General features: G+C 44.3%; 13 protein-coding genes. 7 read left to right on the top strand and 6 right to left on the bottom strand.

What is annotated here, in order from left to right:
• The first annotated feature begins 3 nt into the window (after positions 1-3).
• From mfd to F0261_RS12655, 3 genes are all read left to right on the top strand, one after another.
• On the top strand, positions 4-3,501 hold the full coding sequence (gene mfd, locus F0261_RS12665) for a transcription-repair coupling factor (protein WP_171338141.1): 3,498 nt from the start codon (positions 4-6) through the stop codon (positions 3,499-3,501).
• Position 3,502: 1 nt separating this feature from the next.
• Positions 3,503-5,254: a CsiV family protein gene (locus F0261_RS12660; RefSeq protein WP_171338140.1), complete on the top strand. Its 1,752-nt coding sequence runs from the start codon at positions 3,503-3,505 to the stop codon at positions 5,252-5,254.
• Between the two features lie 82 nt (positions 5,255-5,336).
• Entirely contained in the window at positions 5,337-5,852 is a 516-nt protein-coding gene (locus F0261_RS12655) for a cob(I)yrinic acid a,c-diamide adenosyltransferase (RefSeq protein WP_171338139.1), read from the top strand.
• A 47-nt stretch (positions 5,853-5,899) separates the two neighbouring features.
• Here the strand turns inward: F0261_RS12655 and nagZ are convergent, their stop codons facing one another.
• Complete coding sequence (gene nagZ / locus F0261_RS12650; protein WP_171338160.1) at positions 5,900-6,910, bottom strand: beta-N-acetylhexosaminidase; 1,011 nt, start codon at positions 6,908-6,910, stop codon at positions 5,900-5,902.
• Between the two features lie 98 nt (positions 6,911-7,008).
• On the opposite strand from nagZ, the gene F0261_RS12645 reads away from it, so the two are divergent.
• Together F0261_RS12645 and ybaK are read left to right on the top strand one after the other, a co-directional pair.
• Positions 7,009-9,411, top strand: a complete 2,403-nt coding sequence (locus F0261_RS12645) for a penicillin acylase family protein (RefSeq protein WP_171338138.1) — start codon at positions 7,009-7,011, stop codon at positions 9,409-9,411.
• Complete coding sequence (gene ybaK, locus F0261_RS12640) at positions 9,408-9,878, top strand: Cys-tRNA(Pro) deacylase (protein WP_171338137.1); 471 nt, start codon at positions 9,408-9,410, stop codon at positions 9,876-9,878. The genes F0261_RS12645 and ybaK overlap by 4 nt, the downstream gene beginning before the upstream one ends.
• 28 nt (positions 9,879-9,906) lie before the next feature.
• On the opposite strand, the gene F0261_RS12635 is transcribed toward ybaK, so the two are convergent.
• The 4 genes from F0261_RS12635 to pheS form a co-directional block, all read right to left on the bottom strand.
• Positions 9,907-10,452 carry a hypothetical protein gene (locus tag F0261_RS12635; protein ID WP_171338136.1) on the bottom strand — a complete coding sequence of 182 codons (546 nt, stop codon included), beginning with the start codon at positions 10,450-10,452 and terminating at the stop codon, positions 9,907-9,909.
• A 114-nt stretch (positions 10,453-10,566) separates the two neighbouring features.
• Positions 10,567-10,866 carry an integration host factor subunit alpha gene (gene ihfA / locus F0261_RS12630; RefSeq protein ID WP_014949129.1) on the bottom strand — a complete coding sequence of 100 codons (300 nt, stop codon included), beginning with the start codon at positions 10,864-10,866 and terminating at the stop codon, positions 10,567-10,569.
• A gap of 3 nt (positions 10,867-10,869) precedes the next feature.
• Positions 10,870-13,257: a phenylalanine--tRNA ligase subunit beta gene (pheT, locus tag F0261_RS12625; RefSeq protein WP_171338135.1), complete on the bottom strand. Its 2,388-nt coding sequence runs from the start codon at positions 13,255-13,257 to the stop codon at positions 10,870-10,872.
• 14 nt (positions 13,258-13,271) lie between these two features.
• On the bottom strand, positions 13,272-14,252 hold the full coding sequence (pheS, locus tag F0261_RS12620; protein ID WP_012518127.1) for a phenylalanine--tRNA ligase subunit alpha: 981 nt from the start codon (positions 14,250-14,252) through the stop codon (positions 13,272-13,274).
• A gap of 430 nt (positions 14,253-14,682) precedes the next feature.
• Here pheS and F0261_RS12615 point away from each other — a divergent pair, with 430 nt between their 5' ends.
• Positions 14,683-15,822, top strand: coding sequence for a glycosyltransferase (locus F0261_RS12615; RefSeq protein WP_171338134.1), 1,140 nt, complete (start codon positions 14,683-14,685; stop codon positions 15,820-15,822).
• On the opposite strand, the gene F0261_RS12610 is transcribed toward F0261_RS12615, so the two are convergent.
• On the bottom strand, positions 15,814-16,926 hold the full coding sequence (locus tag F0261_RS12610) for a glycosyltransferase family 4 protein (protein WP_171338133.1): 1,113 nt from the start codon (positions 16,924-16,926) through the stop codon (positions 15,814-15,816). The genes F0261_RS12615 and F0261_RS12610 overlap by 9 nt on opposite strands.
• Before the next feature lie 346 nt (positions 16,927-17,272).
• Between F0261_RS12610 and F0261_RS12605 the strand changes: the two genes are divergently transcribed.
• Positions 17,273-19,756 carry a right-handed parallel beta-helix repeat-containing protein gene (locus F0261_RS12605; protein WP_171338132.1) on the top strand — a complete coding sequence of 828 codons (2,484 nt, stop codon included), beginning with the start codon at positions 17,273-17,275 and terminating at the stop codon, positions 19,754-19,756.
• Positions 19,757-19,792: the final 36 nt, after the last annotated feature.

Raw genomic sequence — 19,792 nt, 5'->3', positions numbered from 1 at the left:
GTCATGACAGCCACTTTATTATCGCTTCCATTACCTGCGCCTAAAAAAGAAGCCTCATCACAAGATCACAAACACTGGGGCCAACTCCAAGGCAGCAGTGCCGCGCTGTGTATCAGCCAGGCGCTTAGCCAATACAAAGGCCCTATTGTACTGATTACCGCCGATACACCGTCGGCAATGAAGCTCGAAAAAGAAATAGCCTTCTTCTTAAGCGATAATACAAAGCAGACACCTATTACTTTGTTTCCAGATTGGGAAACACTGCCCTACGATTCGTTTTCGCCCCATCAAGACATTGTTTCTCAGCGATTAGAAACCCTATTTCGCTTTACACAGCAAGGCGAAGGCATATTCATAGTGCCTGTTAACACGTTAATGCAGCGTTTAGCCCCTACCGATTATTTAGCAAAGTATTTGCTTATGCTAAATAAGGGCGACACCTTAGATAGAGATCAGTTCAGACGTAACCTCGAACAAGCCGGCTACCTGCATGTTAGTCAGGTAATGAGCCACAGCGAATTCTCGGTGCGCGGCAGCATCATCGACCTTTTTCCAATGGGAAGCGACCAGCCATTTCGAATAGACTTGTTTGATGACGAAATCGACTCCATTCGCTATTTCGATACTGAAACCCAACGCTCTGGCGAGGCTGTTAACGAAATTCGCTTGCTTCCAGCACGAGAATTTCCTACAGACAAAGAGGCAATCACGCTTTTCCGCCAGCAGTTTCTAGAAAAGTTCGACGCAAACAATGCATCTGAAAGCGTATTTTCTCAGGTAAGCAAGGGCACCATGCCGAGCGGTGTGGAATATTATCTTCCCCTCTTCTTTGAAAAAACCGCCACGCTTTTTGACTATCTTCACCCTAAAAGCCTGCTATTACTTCACGGTGATGTGCAAGACGCCAGCGAATTTTTCTGGGCCGACGTGCAAGAACGCTACGAGCAGTATCGTTATAACTTAGCACGTCCACTGCTTGCACCAGACGAGCTATTTTTACCTATAAATGAGCTATTTGGTGCCATAAAACAGTGGCCACGTGCATCCCTTTCCAGCAAGGTACTTGAAGAAAAATCAGGTACTAGCAACCTTCAGTGCGAAAAGCTTGATGATATTGCGATTAACTCGCAGAAAAAAGTACCTGCTGAGCGACTCATTAAAACGGTAAATCAAGCCACTGACAACGGGGCTAAAGTACTGTTTTGCGCTGAAACCCAAGGTCGCCGAGAAGGTTTGCTTACGGTACTTGCCAAAGCTGGTATCAAGCCAAAGATTGTTGATAGCTTTAGCGATTTTATCGCAAGTCACGACAACATTGGCATTACCGTGGGTATGGTTGATAACAGCTTCCGCTGGCAAACCCAGGAAGGCGAACTGTTATTTATTACGGAAACCGAACTATTAGGCCAGAAAGTAAGTCAGCGCCGCCTTCGCGATAAACGCACTGCCACCGACGAAAGCGCCATTATCCGCAACCTGGCCGAACTTTCTATTGGTCAGCCTGTGGTGCACCTCGATCACGGTGTTGGCCGTTATTTGGGCCTTCAAACGTTGGACGCGGGCGGCGTAGCAACCGAATATTTGTGCATCGAGTATGCCAAGCAATCTAAGCTTTACGTACCCGTGGCATCGCTTCACTTAATTTCACGCTACACCGGTGGTGATGCCGACAGCGCGCCAGTTAGCGCCCTAGGTTCTGACGCATGGACAAAAGCCAAGCAAAAAGCCGCCGAAAAAGTTCGTGACGTGGCCGCCGAGCTATTAGATGTATATGCCCGCCGTGCAGCCAAGCCAGGTTTTGCCTACAAAATAAATTGGGACGACTACCAAGCGTTCTCAGACAGCTTCCCCTTTGAAGAAACGCCTGACCAAGCCCAAGCCATTGCTGCGGTTATGCACGACATGGGCAGTCCGTCGGCTATGGATCGCCTCGTTTGCGGTGACGTAGGTTTCGGTAAAACCGAAGTTGCCATGCGCGCGGCCTTCCTTGCTGCTAATGCTGGTAAACAGGTGGCGATTTTGGTGCCCACTACCCTACTGGCTCAGCAACATTACGAGAACTTCAAAGACCGTTTCGCGGCATGGCCGTTTGAAATTGAAGTGATGAGCCGTTTTGTGAGCGGTAAAGCGCAAAAATCTGTGGTTGAGCGCATCGGCGAAGGCAAAGTAGATATCGTAGTAGGCACACATAAACTGCTGTCTAGCGATATTAAATATAAAGACTTAGGCCTTGTGATCATCGACGAAGAACATCGCTTTGGCGTGCGTCAAAAAGAGAAACTTAAGTCCTTACGTGCCGATGTAGATATCTTAACGTTAACCGCTACGCCTATTCCTCGTACGCTTAACATGGCGTTATCAGGCATGCGCGACTTATCGATTATTGCCACAGCCCCTGCCCGTCGATTATCAATTAAAACCTTTGTACAGCAGCGTAATAAAGCCGTTATTCGCGAGGCCATTATGCGTGAAATTCTGCGTGGTGGTCAGGTTTACTTCCTTCACAACGAAGTGGATAGCATTGCGCGAACGGCTGAAGAAATAGCTGAAATCGTTCCCGAAGCCCGTATTGCAGTGGGTCACGGCCAAATGCGCGAGCGTGAACTTGAAGGCGTAATGAGCGACTTCTACCACCAGCGCTACAACGTACTTGTGTGTACTACCATCATTGAAACAGGTATCGACGTACCAAGTGCGAATACCATTATTATGGATAGAGCCGACCATTTAGGTTTAGCGCAGCTGCACCAGCTTCGTGGCCGTGTGGGTCGCTCGCATCATCAAGCGTACGCCTACTTATTAACGCCGCATCCAAAGCGCATGACCAAAGATGCAGTAAAACGTTTAGAAGCTATATCTCAGCTTGAAGATTTAGGTGCAGGTTTTGCGCTTGCTACCCACGATTTAGAAATTCGTGGTGCCGGTGAGCTGTTAGGCGATGACCAATCGGGGCAAATAGCGAGTATTGGTTTCAGTTTGTATATGGATATGCTCGATAAAGCCGTTAACGCGCTTAAAGAAGGCCGAGAGCCTTCATTAGACGATGCGACCTCGGGCCATACCGAAGTTGAACTGCGTATTCCAGCCCTATTGCCTGAAGACTATATTGCCGACGTTAACACTCGCCTATCGCTATATAAGCGTCTGGCAAGCTGTACGTCGCAAGACGACATTGATGAATTCCAGGTAGAATGTATTGACCGCTTTGGTCTATTGCCAGAGCCAGCTAAAAACTTGATAGAAGTGGCTGAAATTAAACTAAAAGCCCAAGCGTTAGGCATTCTAAAAGTAGACTTGTCGGCCCAAGGCGGTACCATAGAGTTTAAAGAAACCACTAAGGTTAACCCAGGCTATATTATTAGTTTGGTGCAAACCAAACCAAACACCTTTAAGTTTGAAGGAAGCCAAAAACTGCGTTTGGTGAAAAAGACCGAAACAGCTAAAGAGCGTATCGCGTTTATTAGCGATATTATTGCCGATTTTGCAAAGGAGTCGCGGTAACATGAAGTTATCTCGCTGGTGCCCGTTAGTTGCATCAATAAGCGCCGTTTTCTTAACGACAATTTCAACTGCAGCTAACGCCAATGACAACTGGTGGTTCGATGTGGAAGTTATTGCGTTTAAGCGCAACGTGGCACTAACTGAGTTAGAAGAGCAGTTTTCTTTAGCTGACAACTTGTCATCCCCTCGCGCTCAGGCAGACATCATCAGCGATATCATTTCGCCTGATATAAGCTATCTAAAACAAGGGTTAGCCGTTTGCGGCGCTGATACATCAGTTAAGTGGCCTAGCAACGGACTTTTGAGCGTGCCCGCAAAAGATGTAGATTTTTTGTCGCTGCCTAAAGGTACCAGTGCGCAGTACGGTGACATGTCTCCTAACTCTAACTCTGAAGAAACTGGCTATGGATATAATGAAACATCTGGTTTAACAGCCAATGAGCCATCTCCTACACCAGACGTAGCGAGTCAGGCACAAAGCGAAACCATTAATGGCGGTGAGTATGGCGCTACTTATTCGTCAACAGACTCCGACTATAGCGATAGCCTTGACTACTCAAAGGAGGGGGTCATCACTGACGACGCTACACCCGCTCCTGATGCTGCAACCATCGCCAGCTATTGGACGTCATTCTTCGGCGTAAAAGATTCCTCACCTGTCACGGTGCCTGTATTTAAGTACTGTGAAGAAGCAAAGCCATGGCTTAGCGCTGAGGTAACCACTGCACTTAATGTTGTTGTACAAAGCGACAAAGTACTAAACTCAGGGGTTTCGACAAGCGAGGGAAAATCTAGAAGCAGCGCGCTTCAACCTGTAATCGTATGGAAGGTGAATCAGCCGGATAATAGGCTGCCGGCTCCAGCAAGTTTACCTATTATCATTGAAGGGCACGACTGGCCGCTTGCGTCAAAAGCGCATCTGCTTACTAGTAATCAGCAAGCACTGTCTTCAATTTCTCGCCAAATACGTTCTAATCGCGAGCTAGAACGTTTGTTTCATGCAACCTGGCGTCAGCCAGTTATGTTTGGTAAGAACAAAGCTTTCAACGTGCGTCTTTACGGTGGGCAAAACTACGCGCAGCAGTTTGACTTGAACGGTGATATGCGAGCTCCAAAACACGTTGATAATGTAAACAGTGAAACTGACGATTCCGCTCCAGAGTTTGGTTACGGCTCCACCGCCGCTCTTACTGATAATGATAACTATAGAAATACATCGAGCACAGATGAAAACAGCCTAAGTGATGTAAGTACTGCTTTTGAAGCTGATAAAACTGCAGCGCAAGGCACTGATCAATTTCTTGCTGTTTCAGATATTTTTGCCGATTTGAACCGCCGTTTGTCAAACCCACAGGCTATAGAGTATGGCGCATTTAAAGCGCTTGATACGCCGATGATTGTAGAGCAAGGTGAAGATGACACTACCGATGCTTCGTTAAGAACACCCATTTGGGAAATTGACGGCACTATCAAAGTATTTCTTAAGTATATTAACCGCGTACCCTACCTTCATGTAGATGGCGAGATGTTTTATCGCCAGCCGGTGCCAATGAGCTACTTCAGCAGTGAAGATGACAGCTCTGGTAATGCTGCTAAGCCCCGTCAGGCGACATCAACAGCGTACAAACTGGTTTCAGTTCCGTTAGCTGAGCAAAGACGTGTAATCAGTACGCAACTGCATTATTTCGACCACCCGCTGTTTGGTTTTGTAGTACAAATTCGTCGCTACAACCGCCCTGACGTTAGCGAGTGATTTGAGTAAACGCTTAGTGTAAGTGCTTTGGTTTTAAATACAAAAAACAACATATGCGATTGATAGAGAGATTTAGGTTTTTATGAAGATTTACACTCGCACTGGTGATAAGGGCAGCACGCAAATTTACGCTGACAAGGCCGTACGTGTAGATAAGGATGATTTAGTAGTACAAAGCTACGGCGATATGGACGAACTTAATAGCCACATCGGGCTACTAGCAGCGCATGTTACTGACAAACATAAGCCAATGCTCCAGAACATTCAGCGCAACCTGTTTCAAGCTGGCTTTGCTATTTCAGCAAGCTCAACGCTGACACAAACTGATATTGAGAACCTAGAAAGCCTTATAGACAATATTACCCGTCAAATGCCGCCTAATACGTCGTTTGTGCTGCCTGGCGGATGTAAGGCTGCTGCCCAGGCTCATGTTTGTCGCGCAGTATGCCGCCGGGCTGAACGTGCTGTCATTAGCCTATCTAAACATTATGACGTGCCGGAAGTGGTACATGCCTATTTAAATCGCTTAAGCGATTTTCTCTTCACTTTTGCACGATTTATAAATATAGAAGCTGGCGTAGACGAAGTACCAGTTTAAGCGGCCGGCATTAAAAAAAAGAAAACGAAAAACGGTAGTTATAAAAACTACCGTTCGCTTAAACGCTTCACCAACTCAACCCCACTGTCGTATTTATCTTTTAGCCCTGCAGGCATAACACGGTCATAAAGCGCCATAACGCGCTCTTGCCTTTGTAAATCGCTGTTAGACGGATTAGCAAAGCGCATTTCCAATCCATCAAGGATAGCCTCAGCCCCTTTCGGATTGTTGCAGGCAAGTACCATATCACAACCTGCTTCCAGCGCAGCCTCAGCACGCTCAACGTAACTTCCCGCAACACTTGCGCCGTGCATAGACAAGTCATCAGAGAATACTGCGCCGCCAAAGCCTAGATCCTGTTTAAGGATATCCTGCAGCCATTTAGTTGAGAAACCCGCAGGCTTATCGCACACCTGATTATAAATAACATGGGCAGGCATAACGCCATCAAGCAACGCACGTTCAATTAAGCGTTCAAAGACCACCATATCGGTACTGCGTATTTCATCAAATTCGCGTTCATCGACGGGTAACGCTACATGAGAATCTGGCGCTACACTGCCATGCCCTGGAAAGTGCTTTCCAATAGCTGGCATATTTACGGCTTTTAAACCTTGGATTAGATGAGCGGCAAGGCGAATAACGTCGTCTGCATTGTCTGAGAATGCCCTGTCACCAATAACTTGCGATACACCATTTATATCAAGCACCGGGGCAAAGCTAAAATCGATATCTAGGGTTTTAAGTTCATAAGCCAATACTAATCCACACGCTTTTGCGTATGCAGCACTTTCATCTTGATGCTCTGACTGCCTTAAAATATCGCCCATTGCTGGTATGGCAGTAAAGCCTTCACGAAAACGCTGAACGCGGCCGCCTTCATGATCGACGGCGATCAATACTGGACGCTTTGCAAAGCGTCTTATATCTTGAACCAGCGCAGAGAGCTGACGCTTATCATGGTAATTGCGGCTAAATAAAATAACGCCACCCACTACTGGATGTGTTAACTTTTCCTTTTCTTCAGGCAGAAGTTCTTCGGCCTGACAATCCAACATTAATGGCCCCACGGCACCGCCTTAGTATGTGTCATAAAACATCACTTCAATTTTGCAAGTTCTGTGGTTAGGATAGAGAAAAATAGGGAGTTTTACACGTGATAAATTGGTTCAAGTGGTTGGTTTTAAGTGTTTTAGCACTGCTTTTTTTAACGGTATTGGGGTTGTACATCTCGCTTCGTATGAGTTTGCCCGCACTTGACGGAAATAGCGCCACCTATCACGTAAACGCACCTACTGAGCTAAGCCGTGACGAACTAGGCCAAGCTGTTATTAAAGCCAACGATGTTTTCGACGCAGCCTATGCACTGGGCTTTGCTCATGCTCAAGATCGCTTTTTTCAAATGGATTTACAGCGCCGCGCCGCATCGGGCAGTTTGTCACAATGGGTGGGAGACATTGCCCTCGATATCGATAAGAAAGCCCGCTTTCATCAATTTGAGAAACGAGCAAAAGCCGTATTCGATAACCTTCCCTCAAAACAACAAGAACTACTCGTACGTTACGCCCACGGCGTAAATGACGCATTGTCTGAGTATACGTTGCCACCTTTTGAATACCTAGCTGCAGGCGTTGATATAAAACAATGGCGTCCTACCGACAGTATTCTTGTGATTTACAGTATGTATTTGGATTTACAAGGTAGCCAAGTAGAACTTGATTTAGCAAGAGAGGCGCTGCTTTCAACATTTGGGAATGATGTATACAGCTTCATTACTCAGCCGAGTAATTATCAAGCAGCGCTAGATGCCAGCGAGATACCATTGCTTGAAGCACCTATTCCAGAGTACCCTGCATCGCTACGCACAATTACTCACTCACCAGAAGATAGTAATGACGAGAGTCTTAAGCAAGAGCCTGAAGACGCGACTACTCAGTACTCAAACGATAGCGACAATACTGCTATTGCCCGTGCACAATATAACGGTACTGAGCTTCCTGATATTGGTAGCAATAACTGGGCGGTGACCGGGAGTCACACCACGACAAGCGCAGGCCTTTTAGCAAACGACATGCATTTGGGATTGCGGGTTCCCATCATCTGGTATCGCGCCCAGCTTAACTATCAAGAATCGGGCGGCGATGTGCAGGTAACTGGGGTTTCCCTGCCGGGTATTCCTGGCATTGTTGTAGGCACCAACGGGCATATCGCTTGGGGTTTTACGAATGCAAATTTAGACAATGTAGATTGGATTGAGCTAGGCGAATCGACGGCCACAAGTACGGTAACAGAGCGTATTCCTTTACCTGACGGAGAACATACATTTGAGTTCGAAATAAGCTCGTATGGGCCAGTGAAAGAACTCAATGGCAAGCGCTATGCACTTAATTGGGTAGCGCATCATCCGTTTGCTGCGAACTTGGGAATAATGAACTTCGGCAATGCAAAAAATGTCCAAGCAGCGATAAAGATGGGCCAACGCATTGCTATTCCCACGCAAAACCTCGTGATTGTTGATGAAAGCGGCAATGCGGCTTGGCTTCCTGGCGGCGCGGTTATGGAAAGGCAGCAGGCTTCATTCACTGCTATAAAAGAACAAGAAGCAGTAAACGCACCACCAAAGCGCGCATCAAAGCTTCCCATGGTTTTAAACCCCGATATGGGAAGAATATGGACTGCAAATGCCAGAGTAATTTCGGCTGATGACTTCAAAATCTGGGGCGACGGTGGTTATGCGCTAGGTGCACGCGGGCAACAAATAAGAGACCGTTTATTTGAAAAAGACACCTTTACTGAGACTGACTTTTACGCCATTCAGTTAGATAATCATGCCCGCTTTCTTATTCCTTGGCAGCACCTTTTGTATGGGCTGCTCAATATGCAAGACATTGAATTTAAACCCGACCTCGCTTACCTAAACACATGGGGCGAATGCGCATGTGAAGATTCGGTTGGCTACACGTTAGTTAAGCACTTTAGGCAGGAAGTGGTACAAACCCTTTTTGGAGGCGTACTTTCAACGTTAGACCAACAAGGTGTAAACAGCCGTACACTCTTACGTGGCATTGAACCTGCTGTGTGGCAACTTATTCATAGTCAGCCTGACTCTTGGCTACCTAACGATACTGAAAGCTTCGACGAGCTACTTGTAGACGCTTACAGGCGCGCCAAACACAAGCTGTTAGACAAGTATTCACCAGTAGAAGCTAATATGGAAACATTAGCCTGGGGCAAGGTGAACGCACTTTCTGTTAAACATCCATTTGCTGATCAAATTCCTCTAGTTGGAGATATGTTAAACATGCAACAAGTAGAAGGCTTTGGTGATACATACATGCCTGCTGTACAAGCACCTAGTTTTGGTGCCTCTGAGCGACTATTTGTCAGCCCTGGCCATTTAGAGGATGCCATTCTAACACTACCTGGCGGACAATCCGGCCACCCACTGTCAAAATTTTTTACAACTGGCTTTAACGACTACGCAACACACGCAGCTACCCCTCTGCTACCCAGCCAGCCGATACATAGCCGAACATTTTACAAAAAAGAGGTAGAATGACACCTGCAATCACTTTGCTTACTAAAAAGCGTATCGCTCACAGCGTTTTAAAATATGAACACGACGCAAATGCGGCATCTTACGGGCTAGAAGCGGTTGAGAAGCTAAACCTTGACGCGGATACCGTTTTTAAAACATTGGTAGTGAGTACAGATAATAACAGGCTTGCCGTGGCCGTGGTCCCTGTAAACACCAAACTTAGCGAAAAGAAAATGGCTAAAGCGTTAGGTGTTAAAAAGGTAGAAATGGCGCACGCAAACGCGGTAATGGTTGCAACAGGCTACGTACTTGGTGGTGTAAGCCCTTTAGGGCAAAAAAAGCGCTTAGCGAGCGTTATTCATTACAGCGCTGAAAATCTGCAAACTATTCACGTAAGCGCTGGAAAACGAGGATTGGAAGTGGCACTCGCCCCTTCTGATCTAGCTACGCTCACTGGTGCTAAGTTTGCAGATATTTCAGTAGATTGAACAAAGATTGAGAGAGTGCGTTACTTGGCTACTTGCTAGCCTGGGCTAACCATTGCTCACGTGCTTCTTTAAGCGCGGCTTCATCAGGCTGCTCGCTTCCTGAAATAGCGACAGCAATTTGTTGAATGATAGCGTCACGCTTTTCAATCAACGCATCGGTGCGAGGGAATAAGTCTTTGGCTTCAGGATACTGCTCTTTAAGTTTTTCTACCTCTTCCAACGCATAATAACGCGCTTCAAACGCTTCGTTGTACAGCTGGCGCTTAGCATTGAATACGACGTAGTCTTTCGCAGTTTCTGAATTAAGATAATCCATATCTTCAGATGAAAGGTTGGCAGCCTGCCCTACTTCACGGGCTTGTACCATCCAAGAGTCTACGACTTCGATATTCCCATCTTTCACAGCCTGCTTAACGCCTTCCTGCAAATCGCTAGCGTGAAGAATTTCCATGACTGTGATTAGCGGAACTTGCGCTGCGTCTTGGTCTCGTTTGTCTGCATCTAGCGACAGATAAGCAAACCATGAAAACGTAGCAGCAACAATAATAGCAAGAACGACAAGTGCTTTCTTCACACTTTCCTCCAAAGAAATTGCATATGAAAACCAGTGCGACGGCACTGTATAAAAGAAGCAATACAAAAAGAGCGAGAGACCCCGCTCTTTTTCAGTATTGTAACGACCTAAAGATTATTGGTCGACAGGTGCAGAGTTTTCAACTCGGCTTTTCAATTTTTGACCCGGGCGGAATGTAACCACACGACGTGCTTTAATTGGAATGTCTTCACCGGTTTTAGGATTACGGCCAGGACGTTCGTTTTTATCACGCAGGTCAAAGTTGCCAAAACCTGACAGTTTTACTTGCTCACCAGATTCCAGAGCGCCTTTAATCTCTTCGAAAAAAAGCTCTACCAGATCCTTCGCATCACGCTTGTTAATGCCTAGTTTCTCGAATAGGTGTTCAGCCATCTCGGCTTTGGTCAATGCCATAGTTTACTCTCTTAACGCGGCCCCAAACTCAGATTCCAGACCTTTAACCACAGTATCTACAGCTTGCTGAATCTCAGCTTCTTCCAAGGTTTTATCCGGATCTTGTAAATGAAGTGACAAAGCAAGGCTCTTATAGCCAGGCTCAATTCCCTTGCCTTTGTACTCATCGAACAAGTTTAGAGCAACTAGTTGATTTACGCCAATATTTTCTATGTAAGAAAGAACATTCCCTACACGCACTTCATCTTTAACCGTAATAGCAATATCACGGCGATTCGATGGGAAGCGCGATACTGGTACGGCTGACGGTAACTTGCGATCAGTAATGGCATCTACCACTAGTTCGAACACAAATACACGGCCGTTAACACCAAGCAATTTAGTGAACTGCGGGTGTATAGCACCAATATAGCCAACTTCTTCATCATTAAGCAAAATTTTTGCCGTCATGCCAGGGTGTAACGCACTGTGTTGTCCTGTAACGAACTGGAACTCACCGGTTCTGCCTGTAAGTGCCAATAACGCCTCAACGTCGGCTTTTGCATCGAAGAAATCAACCGGGCTGTCGCCCAAGTCCCAATGTTCTTCATTACGACGCCCTGCTACTACACCACCAATTACTTGCTGTTGCAATACACCATTTGGCGCATCTTGTTGAGGAATAAAGCGTAATCCGGTTTCAAACATGCGAACACGTTGCTGCTGACGCTTCTGATTATAAGCAGTAGCACCTAGCAAACCCGGCCATAAACTTACGCGCATTACCGACATATCAGATGAAATTGGGTGTGGTAACACCATACCTTTTACGTCTGGGAATAATGCGTTTTGAATTTTAGGGTCTACAAACGAATACGTGATTGCTTCGTTGTAGCCACGACTTAGAAGCAATGACTTCATAGTGTTTAACGGCAGCTTGGCTTCTTGCGAAGGTAGCATTGCCAACGTTGCTTTTGGTGCCACGTTTGCAATGTTGTTGTAACCGTATACGCGCGCAATTTCTTCAATCAAATCTTCTTCAATTGAAATATCGAAACGATAGCTTGGCGCAACCGCTTCCCATCCAGCTTCGGTTTGCGTTACGTCTAAACCAAGGCGGTTTAGCATTTCGGTTACTTTCGCATCTTCAATGCTGATGCCTAGTACGCGAGATAAACGTTCGCGACGAAGCGTAACCGTAGCCTGCTTAGGTAGCTTGTCTTCAGCCACTGCTTCAACAACAGGACCAGCTTCACCACCGCAAATTTCAAGTACCAGTGCAGTAGCGCGCTCCATGGCTTTACGCTGAAGCTGTGGGTCTACACCACGCTCGTAACGGTGCGACGCATCGGTATGCAAACCGTACTGACGGGCACGGCCCATGATCGCATCACGGCTAAAGAACGCACTTTCAAGCAAAATGTCATGTGTTTCAGAAGTTACACCAGAGTGTAGGCCGCCGAAAATACCCGCCATTGCTAACGCTTTATTGTCATCAGCAATAACTAAAGTATTGCTTTGTAACTTAGCTTCGGTTTCATCAAGTAGTGTAAGCGTTTCGCCTTCATTAGCCATACGCACGTTAATGTTGCCTTCAATGCTGGCAAGATTAAACGCGTGCATTGGTTGACCAAGCTCTAACAATACAAAGTTAGTCACGTCAACAATAGGGTCGATGCTGCGAATACCGCAGCGACGTAGCTTTTCAACTAACCACAATGGCGATGCTGCTTTAACGTTAACGCCCTTAACCACACGGCCTAAATAACGCGGGCATGCGTCATCAGCGCTTAGCGTAATTGATAATTTATCTTCAATAGTTGCGTTTACCGCAGCTACTTCAGGCTCGCACACGTCAAGGTTATTAAGAACGCCAACTTCACGGGCAATACCACGAATACCCAAGCAGTCTGCACGGTTTGGTGTCAGGTCTACTTCGATTGCGTTGTCATCAAGTCCAAGGTAATCGCGAATGTCTGCGCCAATAGGTGCATCGGAGGGAAGCTCGATAATACCATCGTGGTCGTCGCTAATACCTAGCTCAGAGAAGCTACATAGCATACCGAATGATGGCTCGCCGCGAAGCTTTGCTTTCTTAATTTTGAAGTCGCCCGGCAATACAGCACCAACAACAGCAACGGCTACTTTAATGCCCTGACGGCAGTTAGGCGCACCACAAACGATATCAAGTAGCTCATCGCCACCTACGTTTATTTTAGTCACGCGCAGTTTATCGGCGTTAGGATGCTGACCGCACTCTACTACTTCACCTACTAGCACGCCTTTAAAATCGCCTGCCACTGGCTCAACGCCGTCTACTTCTAGGCCAGCCATGCTCAACTGTTCAGACAGCTCATGTGCCGACAGCGACGGGTTAACCCACTCTCTTAACCATTTTTCACTGAATTTCATGTGTACTCTCTGCCTTAGTTGAACTGCTTAAGGAAACGAAGATCGTTTTCAAAGAACGCGCGTAAGTCGTTAACACCATAACGAAGCATAGTTAAGCGCTCTACGCCCATACCAAAGGCAAAACCTGTGTACTCTTCTGGGTCGATACCCACAGCTTTAAGTACATTCGGGTGCACCATGCCGCAGCCCAATACTTCAAGCCACTGACCGTTTTTACCCATAACGTCTACTTCAGCTGAAGGCTCAGTGAACGGAAAGTAAGACGGACGGAAGCGAATTTCTAGTGACTCTTCAAAGAAGTGATGTAGGAAGTCGTGCAAAATACCTTTAAGGTCGGTAAAGCTAACGTTCTTATCAACCATCAAACCTTCCACTTGGTGGAACATTGGCGTGTGAGTTTGATCGTAGTCGTTACGATACACGCGCCCTGGCGAGATAATACGCAATGGTGGCTTCTCTGCTTCCATAGTACGAATTTGAACACCAGAGGTTTGCGTACGAAGCATCATGTCTGGGTTGAAATAAAAGGTATCATGGTCGGCACGCGCGGGGTGATTCGCAGGAATGTTCAGCGCGTCGAAGTTGTGAAAACCATCTTCAATTTCAGGGCCAGTTTTAACTGAAAAGCCTAGTTCACCAAAGAAAGACTCAATGCGTGCAATCGTGCGGCTAACCGGGTGTAAGTTTCCTGGCTTTTCTGTGCGACCAGGCAAAGTTACATCTACTGCTTCTTCTGCTAGCTTCTTGTTAAGCTCTTCAGTGCGTAAAAACTCACCTTTTGCAGAAATAGCTTGCTGAATAACCTGCTTAGCTTGGTTAATCTTTTGGCCTGCGGCAGGACGTTCTTCGTTAGATAACTTTCCAAGCCCTTTAAGTAAGTCGGTAAGTTTACCTTTCTTACCCATGAATTCGACCCTAACTTGGTCTAATGTGGCTGCATCTTGTGCAGCGTCAATCTGGCTTTGTGCCTGATTGATAATAGCGTCAAGCTCCATGTTTTCCTCAATTTACATGATGACTGCATGGCCAAAGCATAGGAAGAATTTTTCTGTGCGCTAAGGCTTGCCTGAAATAAAAGCGATAGTTTACACGAGTGACTGACATTACCGCTACCCTATATAGCTGATAATGGCGAAATTTTGGTTGTTAACTAGGCAATATGTCGTAAATAAACTAAGTGGGTAGGTAAACATTTAAAGAAATGATTTGGATTTGAATAGTGAGCTAGAACTTTCTCAATATCTTCACTCCTAAAATGAAGCACTTTTTATGTTTAACCGATACAAATAAACAAATGATAAATGGCAGAATTTTGCAAGATGAAATAAAATTTAGATGTGCAAAAATGGAGAAAGTAGATGAAGCGAGTGGTTAGTTTTAGGAGTAAGAAAAGCACTGGGAGTTCATATTTCGAGGTAAATCGAATTGACGAATAAAAGTTGCGTAGTCTTTGTTATCAATTCCATTCGTTTAGGAGGAGCGGAAAGAGCACTCGTCAATATATTAGGGCAATCACATTTACAAGAAGGATTAGATGTACATGTTTTGCTGTTAGATAATGAACCAATGGCGAGAGAACTACCTTCTCATGTCCGACTTACCATATTGGATTGCAAAGGCTCTACCTTAAAAAGCATCAAGGGTATAAACGAATATATTAAGAAAACGAATCCTAGTGTTGTGGCGAGTTTTCTCGTGAGAGCCAATCTTTCAAATGCCATTGTCAGAATGTTTTTAAAGAAACATAAAGCATTGCTGTTTGAGCGAATGCATTTAACAAGTCACTTAGACAACCAATTTAAAGGGCTAAAAAGACATGTTGCGGGCCTTTTACCGAAAGCTTTCTATCGCTTTGCTGATGCTATTGTGGGTGTTTCAAATGGCGTTACCATTGATCTAGTCGAAAACTATTCTGTGACAACCGATAAAGCATACACCATTTTTAATCCTTATGATCTTGAGTTCATTTCGAAAAAATGTGCAATTGAACCTGAATTTGAACTACCCGATTCGTTTATCATCAGTACTGGTAGGCTTACTCCAGCAAAAAATTTTAAGCTTCTTATTGATGCTTATTTGAAATCCGATGAGTCTGCTCATCTTTGTATTTTAGGCGATGGCGAACAAAAACAAGAGTTACTGGATTACATATACCAGCAAAACGCATCTAACAAAGTAACGTTACTGGGCTACGCAGAAAATCCGTTTTCCATTTTAGTCAGGGCAAAATACTATATTTCCGCGTCAAACAATGAGGGCTTTCCCAATGCGTTGGTGGAAGCCATGGCTATCGGCCTACCTGCTATTATGACTAATTGCCCTTCTGGACCTGCGGAAATTCTTGCAGCAGATGTTAATTTCCATTCAGACAAGGTACATATAGCAAAATACGGCATTCTTGCCCCACTCGACAACAGGGTTGAACTGACTCATGCAATTAATTTGTTCCAGAATGAGGCATTACGAAAAGAATACAAAGCGATGAGCCTAAAGCGCGCGAAAGACTTTCATATAGACAAGGTGGCCGAACAATACTGGTCTTTCATTCGCACCCAACTAGAGTAAGCTGTTGTAAAGTGACACATGTCTGTCGACATTCAGTTGCCATGTATTGCTCGATTGCAGTTCCTCTGCATTGCGACAACGAAATAAACTGTAATCCTTTGTATTAAGCTTTTTCGTTAAGGCATCTACATCACCCTTAGTAAAGTAACATGCGTCTTCAAGTCCAAACTCTCTGTGCGCACCTATGTCGCTGGCAATAATAGGAAGACATACAGACAGGGCTTCTGCAACAACTAAGCAAAAACCTTCCATATACGATGGGTTTACTAAAATTGAAGCATTTTTATAAAGGGTGACTAATTCACCTCCGGTTCTGGTACCGGCAAAAATTATTCGCTCACTTTCATTCTGCATAAGCGCCAGTACATAGTCATCCTGCTCATAATTGGACCCAACAATTACCAATTTCGTGTTAGTCAAATCGCTAGCCTCATATGCGTGAATTAGATCATCAAACCCCTTGGTTTTATCTAACCTCCCTACAGCAAGAATGTATTGCTTTGGTTTCAAATTAAGCGATGCTAACAATTGCTTGTCATCAGGCCAGTTTTCGTGAGCAATCAATGAACCTGCGTTTCTGATGGTGGTTCTTTTTCCTTTTAAGAAGCTAAACCGCTTATCAAGATCGTTTTTTAAAGAATTACTTACACAGATCACTTTGTTGGCAAAAATAACCGTGTTTAGCTCCCCTGCCATTAAAATCCACTTTCCGTACCAGCGCCATTTAGGTCTCTTGTAGTCTGGAGAGTGATGAGTAACTACGGTCTTGAATCCAAATAATCGAGATAAGAAGCTGAAAAAGCCCGGCCCAATACCGTGTAAATGCACTATTTTGGGATGGAGTTTTAGTCTAGCGTAAATCAACGCGATAAATGTGTGAATAAAGGTTTCTAACCCTTTAATGCTTGGCGCTTTTAAAACGCGCACCTCGACGCCTTTAAATGAGTAGGTTGTTTGTCCTTCAAAGGGAAGCCTGCCGAGAATTGTCACTCTATGATCTTGATGTTGACCTACAATTGTTGGGTAGAGGTTTTCACAGATAGTCTCAATTCCACCAACGAAAGAAGGCACGCCTCTTGTTCCAATCACGCATACATGAGCCATGTTGATTCCTTTTCACAAACCAAATTACGCCTTAGTATTTAAGGCAACACTTAAAGCTCTTGTTTCTTCTTATCTGTCTCGCTAAACATAGAAGCTCATAAAGAATGAATATTGCTGGTAAGCCTAGTCGACATAACTGCCATGCTACATGTTGATCGAATCGATTTAAATTTCTACAAATCAAAAAGATAGAAGTTATTGTTTTTATGAAAAATCAGCTAAACGATTTTTGCGACTTAACCGTACAAAAATCGTTGCAGTATTAACTTGCGCGTGGAACTTTGCAATTATAGAGTTTGCGAACAAATCTTAGCGCATTTTCTTTTTTAGCTGCCAGGGTTATCTCATGAAAAACTACTGTGTCGTTCCTCTTCTTATTATATTCATTTCGTCTGCGCTTGTATCATGTAGCATATCGAATAAAACCTCACCTTCTAAACAACTCTACAATCAACCAGGTACGTTATTCCATCGAATATTAGTTCCATTAGACAATCAAGCCACTGAGGCTAAAGTTGCTGCATTAAAAAATCACTCGTTTGGCAGAGTCAAAACAAGTAATTTGGTAGCGAAGCATGCAAATTCCATTGTTGAGCTTTACGAAGCAGGGCTTTTAGAAAATTACAAAACCAACGACTATGTCAATGCTGATAAAGTATTTAAATCAAAACCTGATTTGTTGGAATTATTGATTCAACTTTTCCCAATCGACAGTTATGCATTGCTGCGCAAGGTGCAAAGCGTGGAAAACCTAGATCAGGATTTAATACTGACTGCCATCGTGTCAATGAATCTTGACCCTACCCTCGTTTTTGATGAAAGCGCTAGTGGTCTAGAAAATTCTGTCACACCTCTGATCAACTCAGCCGGGATCGTTTTATACAATCAAAACGAAGACAGCACCAACACCGTCAGATTTAAAAAGTTAAATGAACTTCAATGGCGCGATGGATTGAGCTTAGTTTGGGAGCCTGTTTACGGTGCGCTTTCGGGCAGCTTAGTATATTTGGATGAGGATACTGAATATGAAGTTGAAATAATGGTCAAGAATGAATCCGATGAACAGCGTTATTCATTTACATTTAAGACTCGTGCAAACAGCCCTCCAATCGATCCAAATAAGGTGTACCACCTCTCAGAAATCTACAATGGCGGTCAACTTAACTTAGAAGAGCTAGATATTTATGGTAGTGAAGACGGTTATGCCAAAATAATTGGCGACGGAACCATCATTGACGCAGGTGATGAGTTTCTTTCTGCTGTACATATTGGCCGCCAGTCATACGTGATGTTAGAAAATTTCATAATAAAAGGTGGTAAGCGCTACGGAATTTTTGCAGACAGAACTCATAATATTTGGATAAAGGGATGTGACGTTTCGGAGTATGGTCGAAAAGCGGGGGTTTATAAAAATGGAAAGGCGTACGAGAGCGAAAACAGTAGCTCGCCAATAAACTATGATTCTGGTATTTACTTACAAAAGACAGGCGTTTCTGTAATCGAGAATTGCGAAATACACAACCAAAACCTGAGCGCAAATCACTGGGGAAACGGCCACCCCAATGGTCCTAGTGCCATACTGGTTTGGGCATACCACCCAGATGAGGCGTTGCGAGGCCAAATGATTGTGAGAAACAATCGCTTATATGGCTCTGATACAAACAGGTTTAATGACGTTATAGAAGGCCGACAAAATTCATGGCGTAATGGTGGTTTTGTTAGAGATTCCGCTATTTATGGGAACTATTTAGCCTTTGCTAATGATGATCTTGTAGAGTTAGACGGTGGGCAGCGCAATGTACTCTTCTACAATAATGAATTAACCCAAGGCTACACTGGTATAAGCGTAGCACCCAATCGACTTGGTCCAAACTATATTTTTCATAACTATATTCATGATTTAGGTGACGAGCGAGGCTCTGAATGGACCGCGATAAAAGCAGGAGGGCTAATATCTCAACCTGCTGGCCAGAACTTAATTCTTGAAAACTACATTTATACAAACCGAAATGGCCTTGCCGCTTCAAACTTCAATGGCGACAATACATTTTGGGTTCACATGCAAAACAATATCACCATCACAAAAAATATTGGGAATGCATCTGGCTTTTGTATTTATGACAAACAAAAATATTACAAAAGTAGGAGCATAAATGATCTTTGCTTCAACGAAAGCATTGTGGGTGCTAGATATGAATTCAATTTGGATGATATTGTCGAAAATGAACTTTCAGATGACGAAACATATATTGAAATGCTCAAAGACAATAGACCTACTTTGTTGGAATCATCTCCTACATCATTGATTCCCAACTTCTCAATCCAAACATCCACAGAGCCTATTCAATTTTCTATGTCACCTAAAGAGTTAGAGAACAAAACATGGCTATTGGATACAAAAGAACTGAAGTTCACTTCATTTTCTCAACAATATGAATATGGTCAGACATTTAAAGAAACTCGACACACTTTAACATTAACAGGAAACAATTGGATAAAAGCGCCAATTCATTACGAGATAACCGAGAAGACTGAATTGAAACTCACGTTGGAAATTGTGGGTGTCCCTGAAATAGTGGGAATCGGCTTTGAAACTGATAATAAACAAACCGCCAACCGGATTATCCAATTTTTTGGAACTCAAGCGTGGGGTGTGGACGCGCAAGGCTTTTTCAATGCTCCAGCTACAGAGATAACATTTCCCATTGGGAAATATATCCAAGGTCATGTTAAGTATATTGTCTTTGTATTAGATTACGATGATGTGAAAAAGTCTCAAAATAATGCCAGCGTGACATTCTCAGACATAAAATTGACGATATCTAATTAAAGCTTCACTGATTACACTTACAAAAAAAAGGAAGCC

This window comes from Alteromonas sp. 07-89-2, assembly GCF_013113925.1.
Lineage (GTDB): Bacteria > Pseudomonadota > Gammaproteobacteria > Enterobacterales > Alteromonadaceae > Alteromonas > Alteromonas macleodii.
The sequence above is the reverse complement of the archived record's forward strand: the minus strand, read 5'-3'. Positions and strand labels throughout refer to the sequence as shown.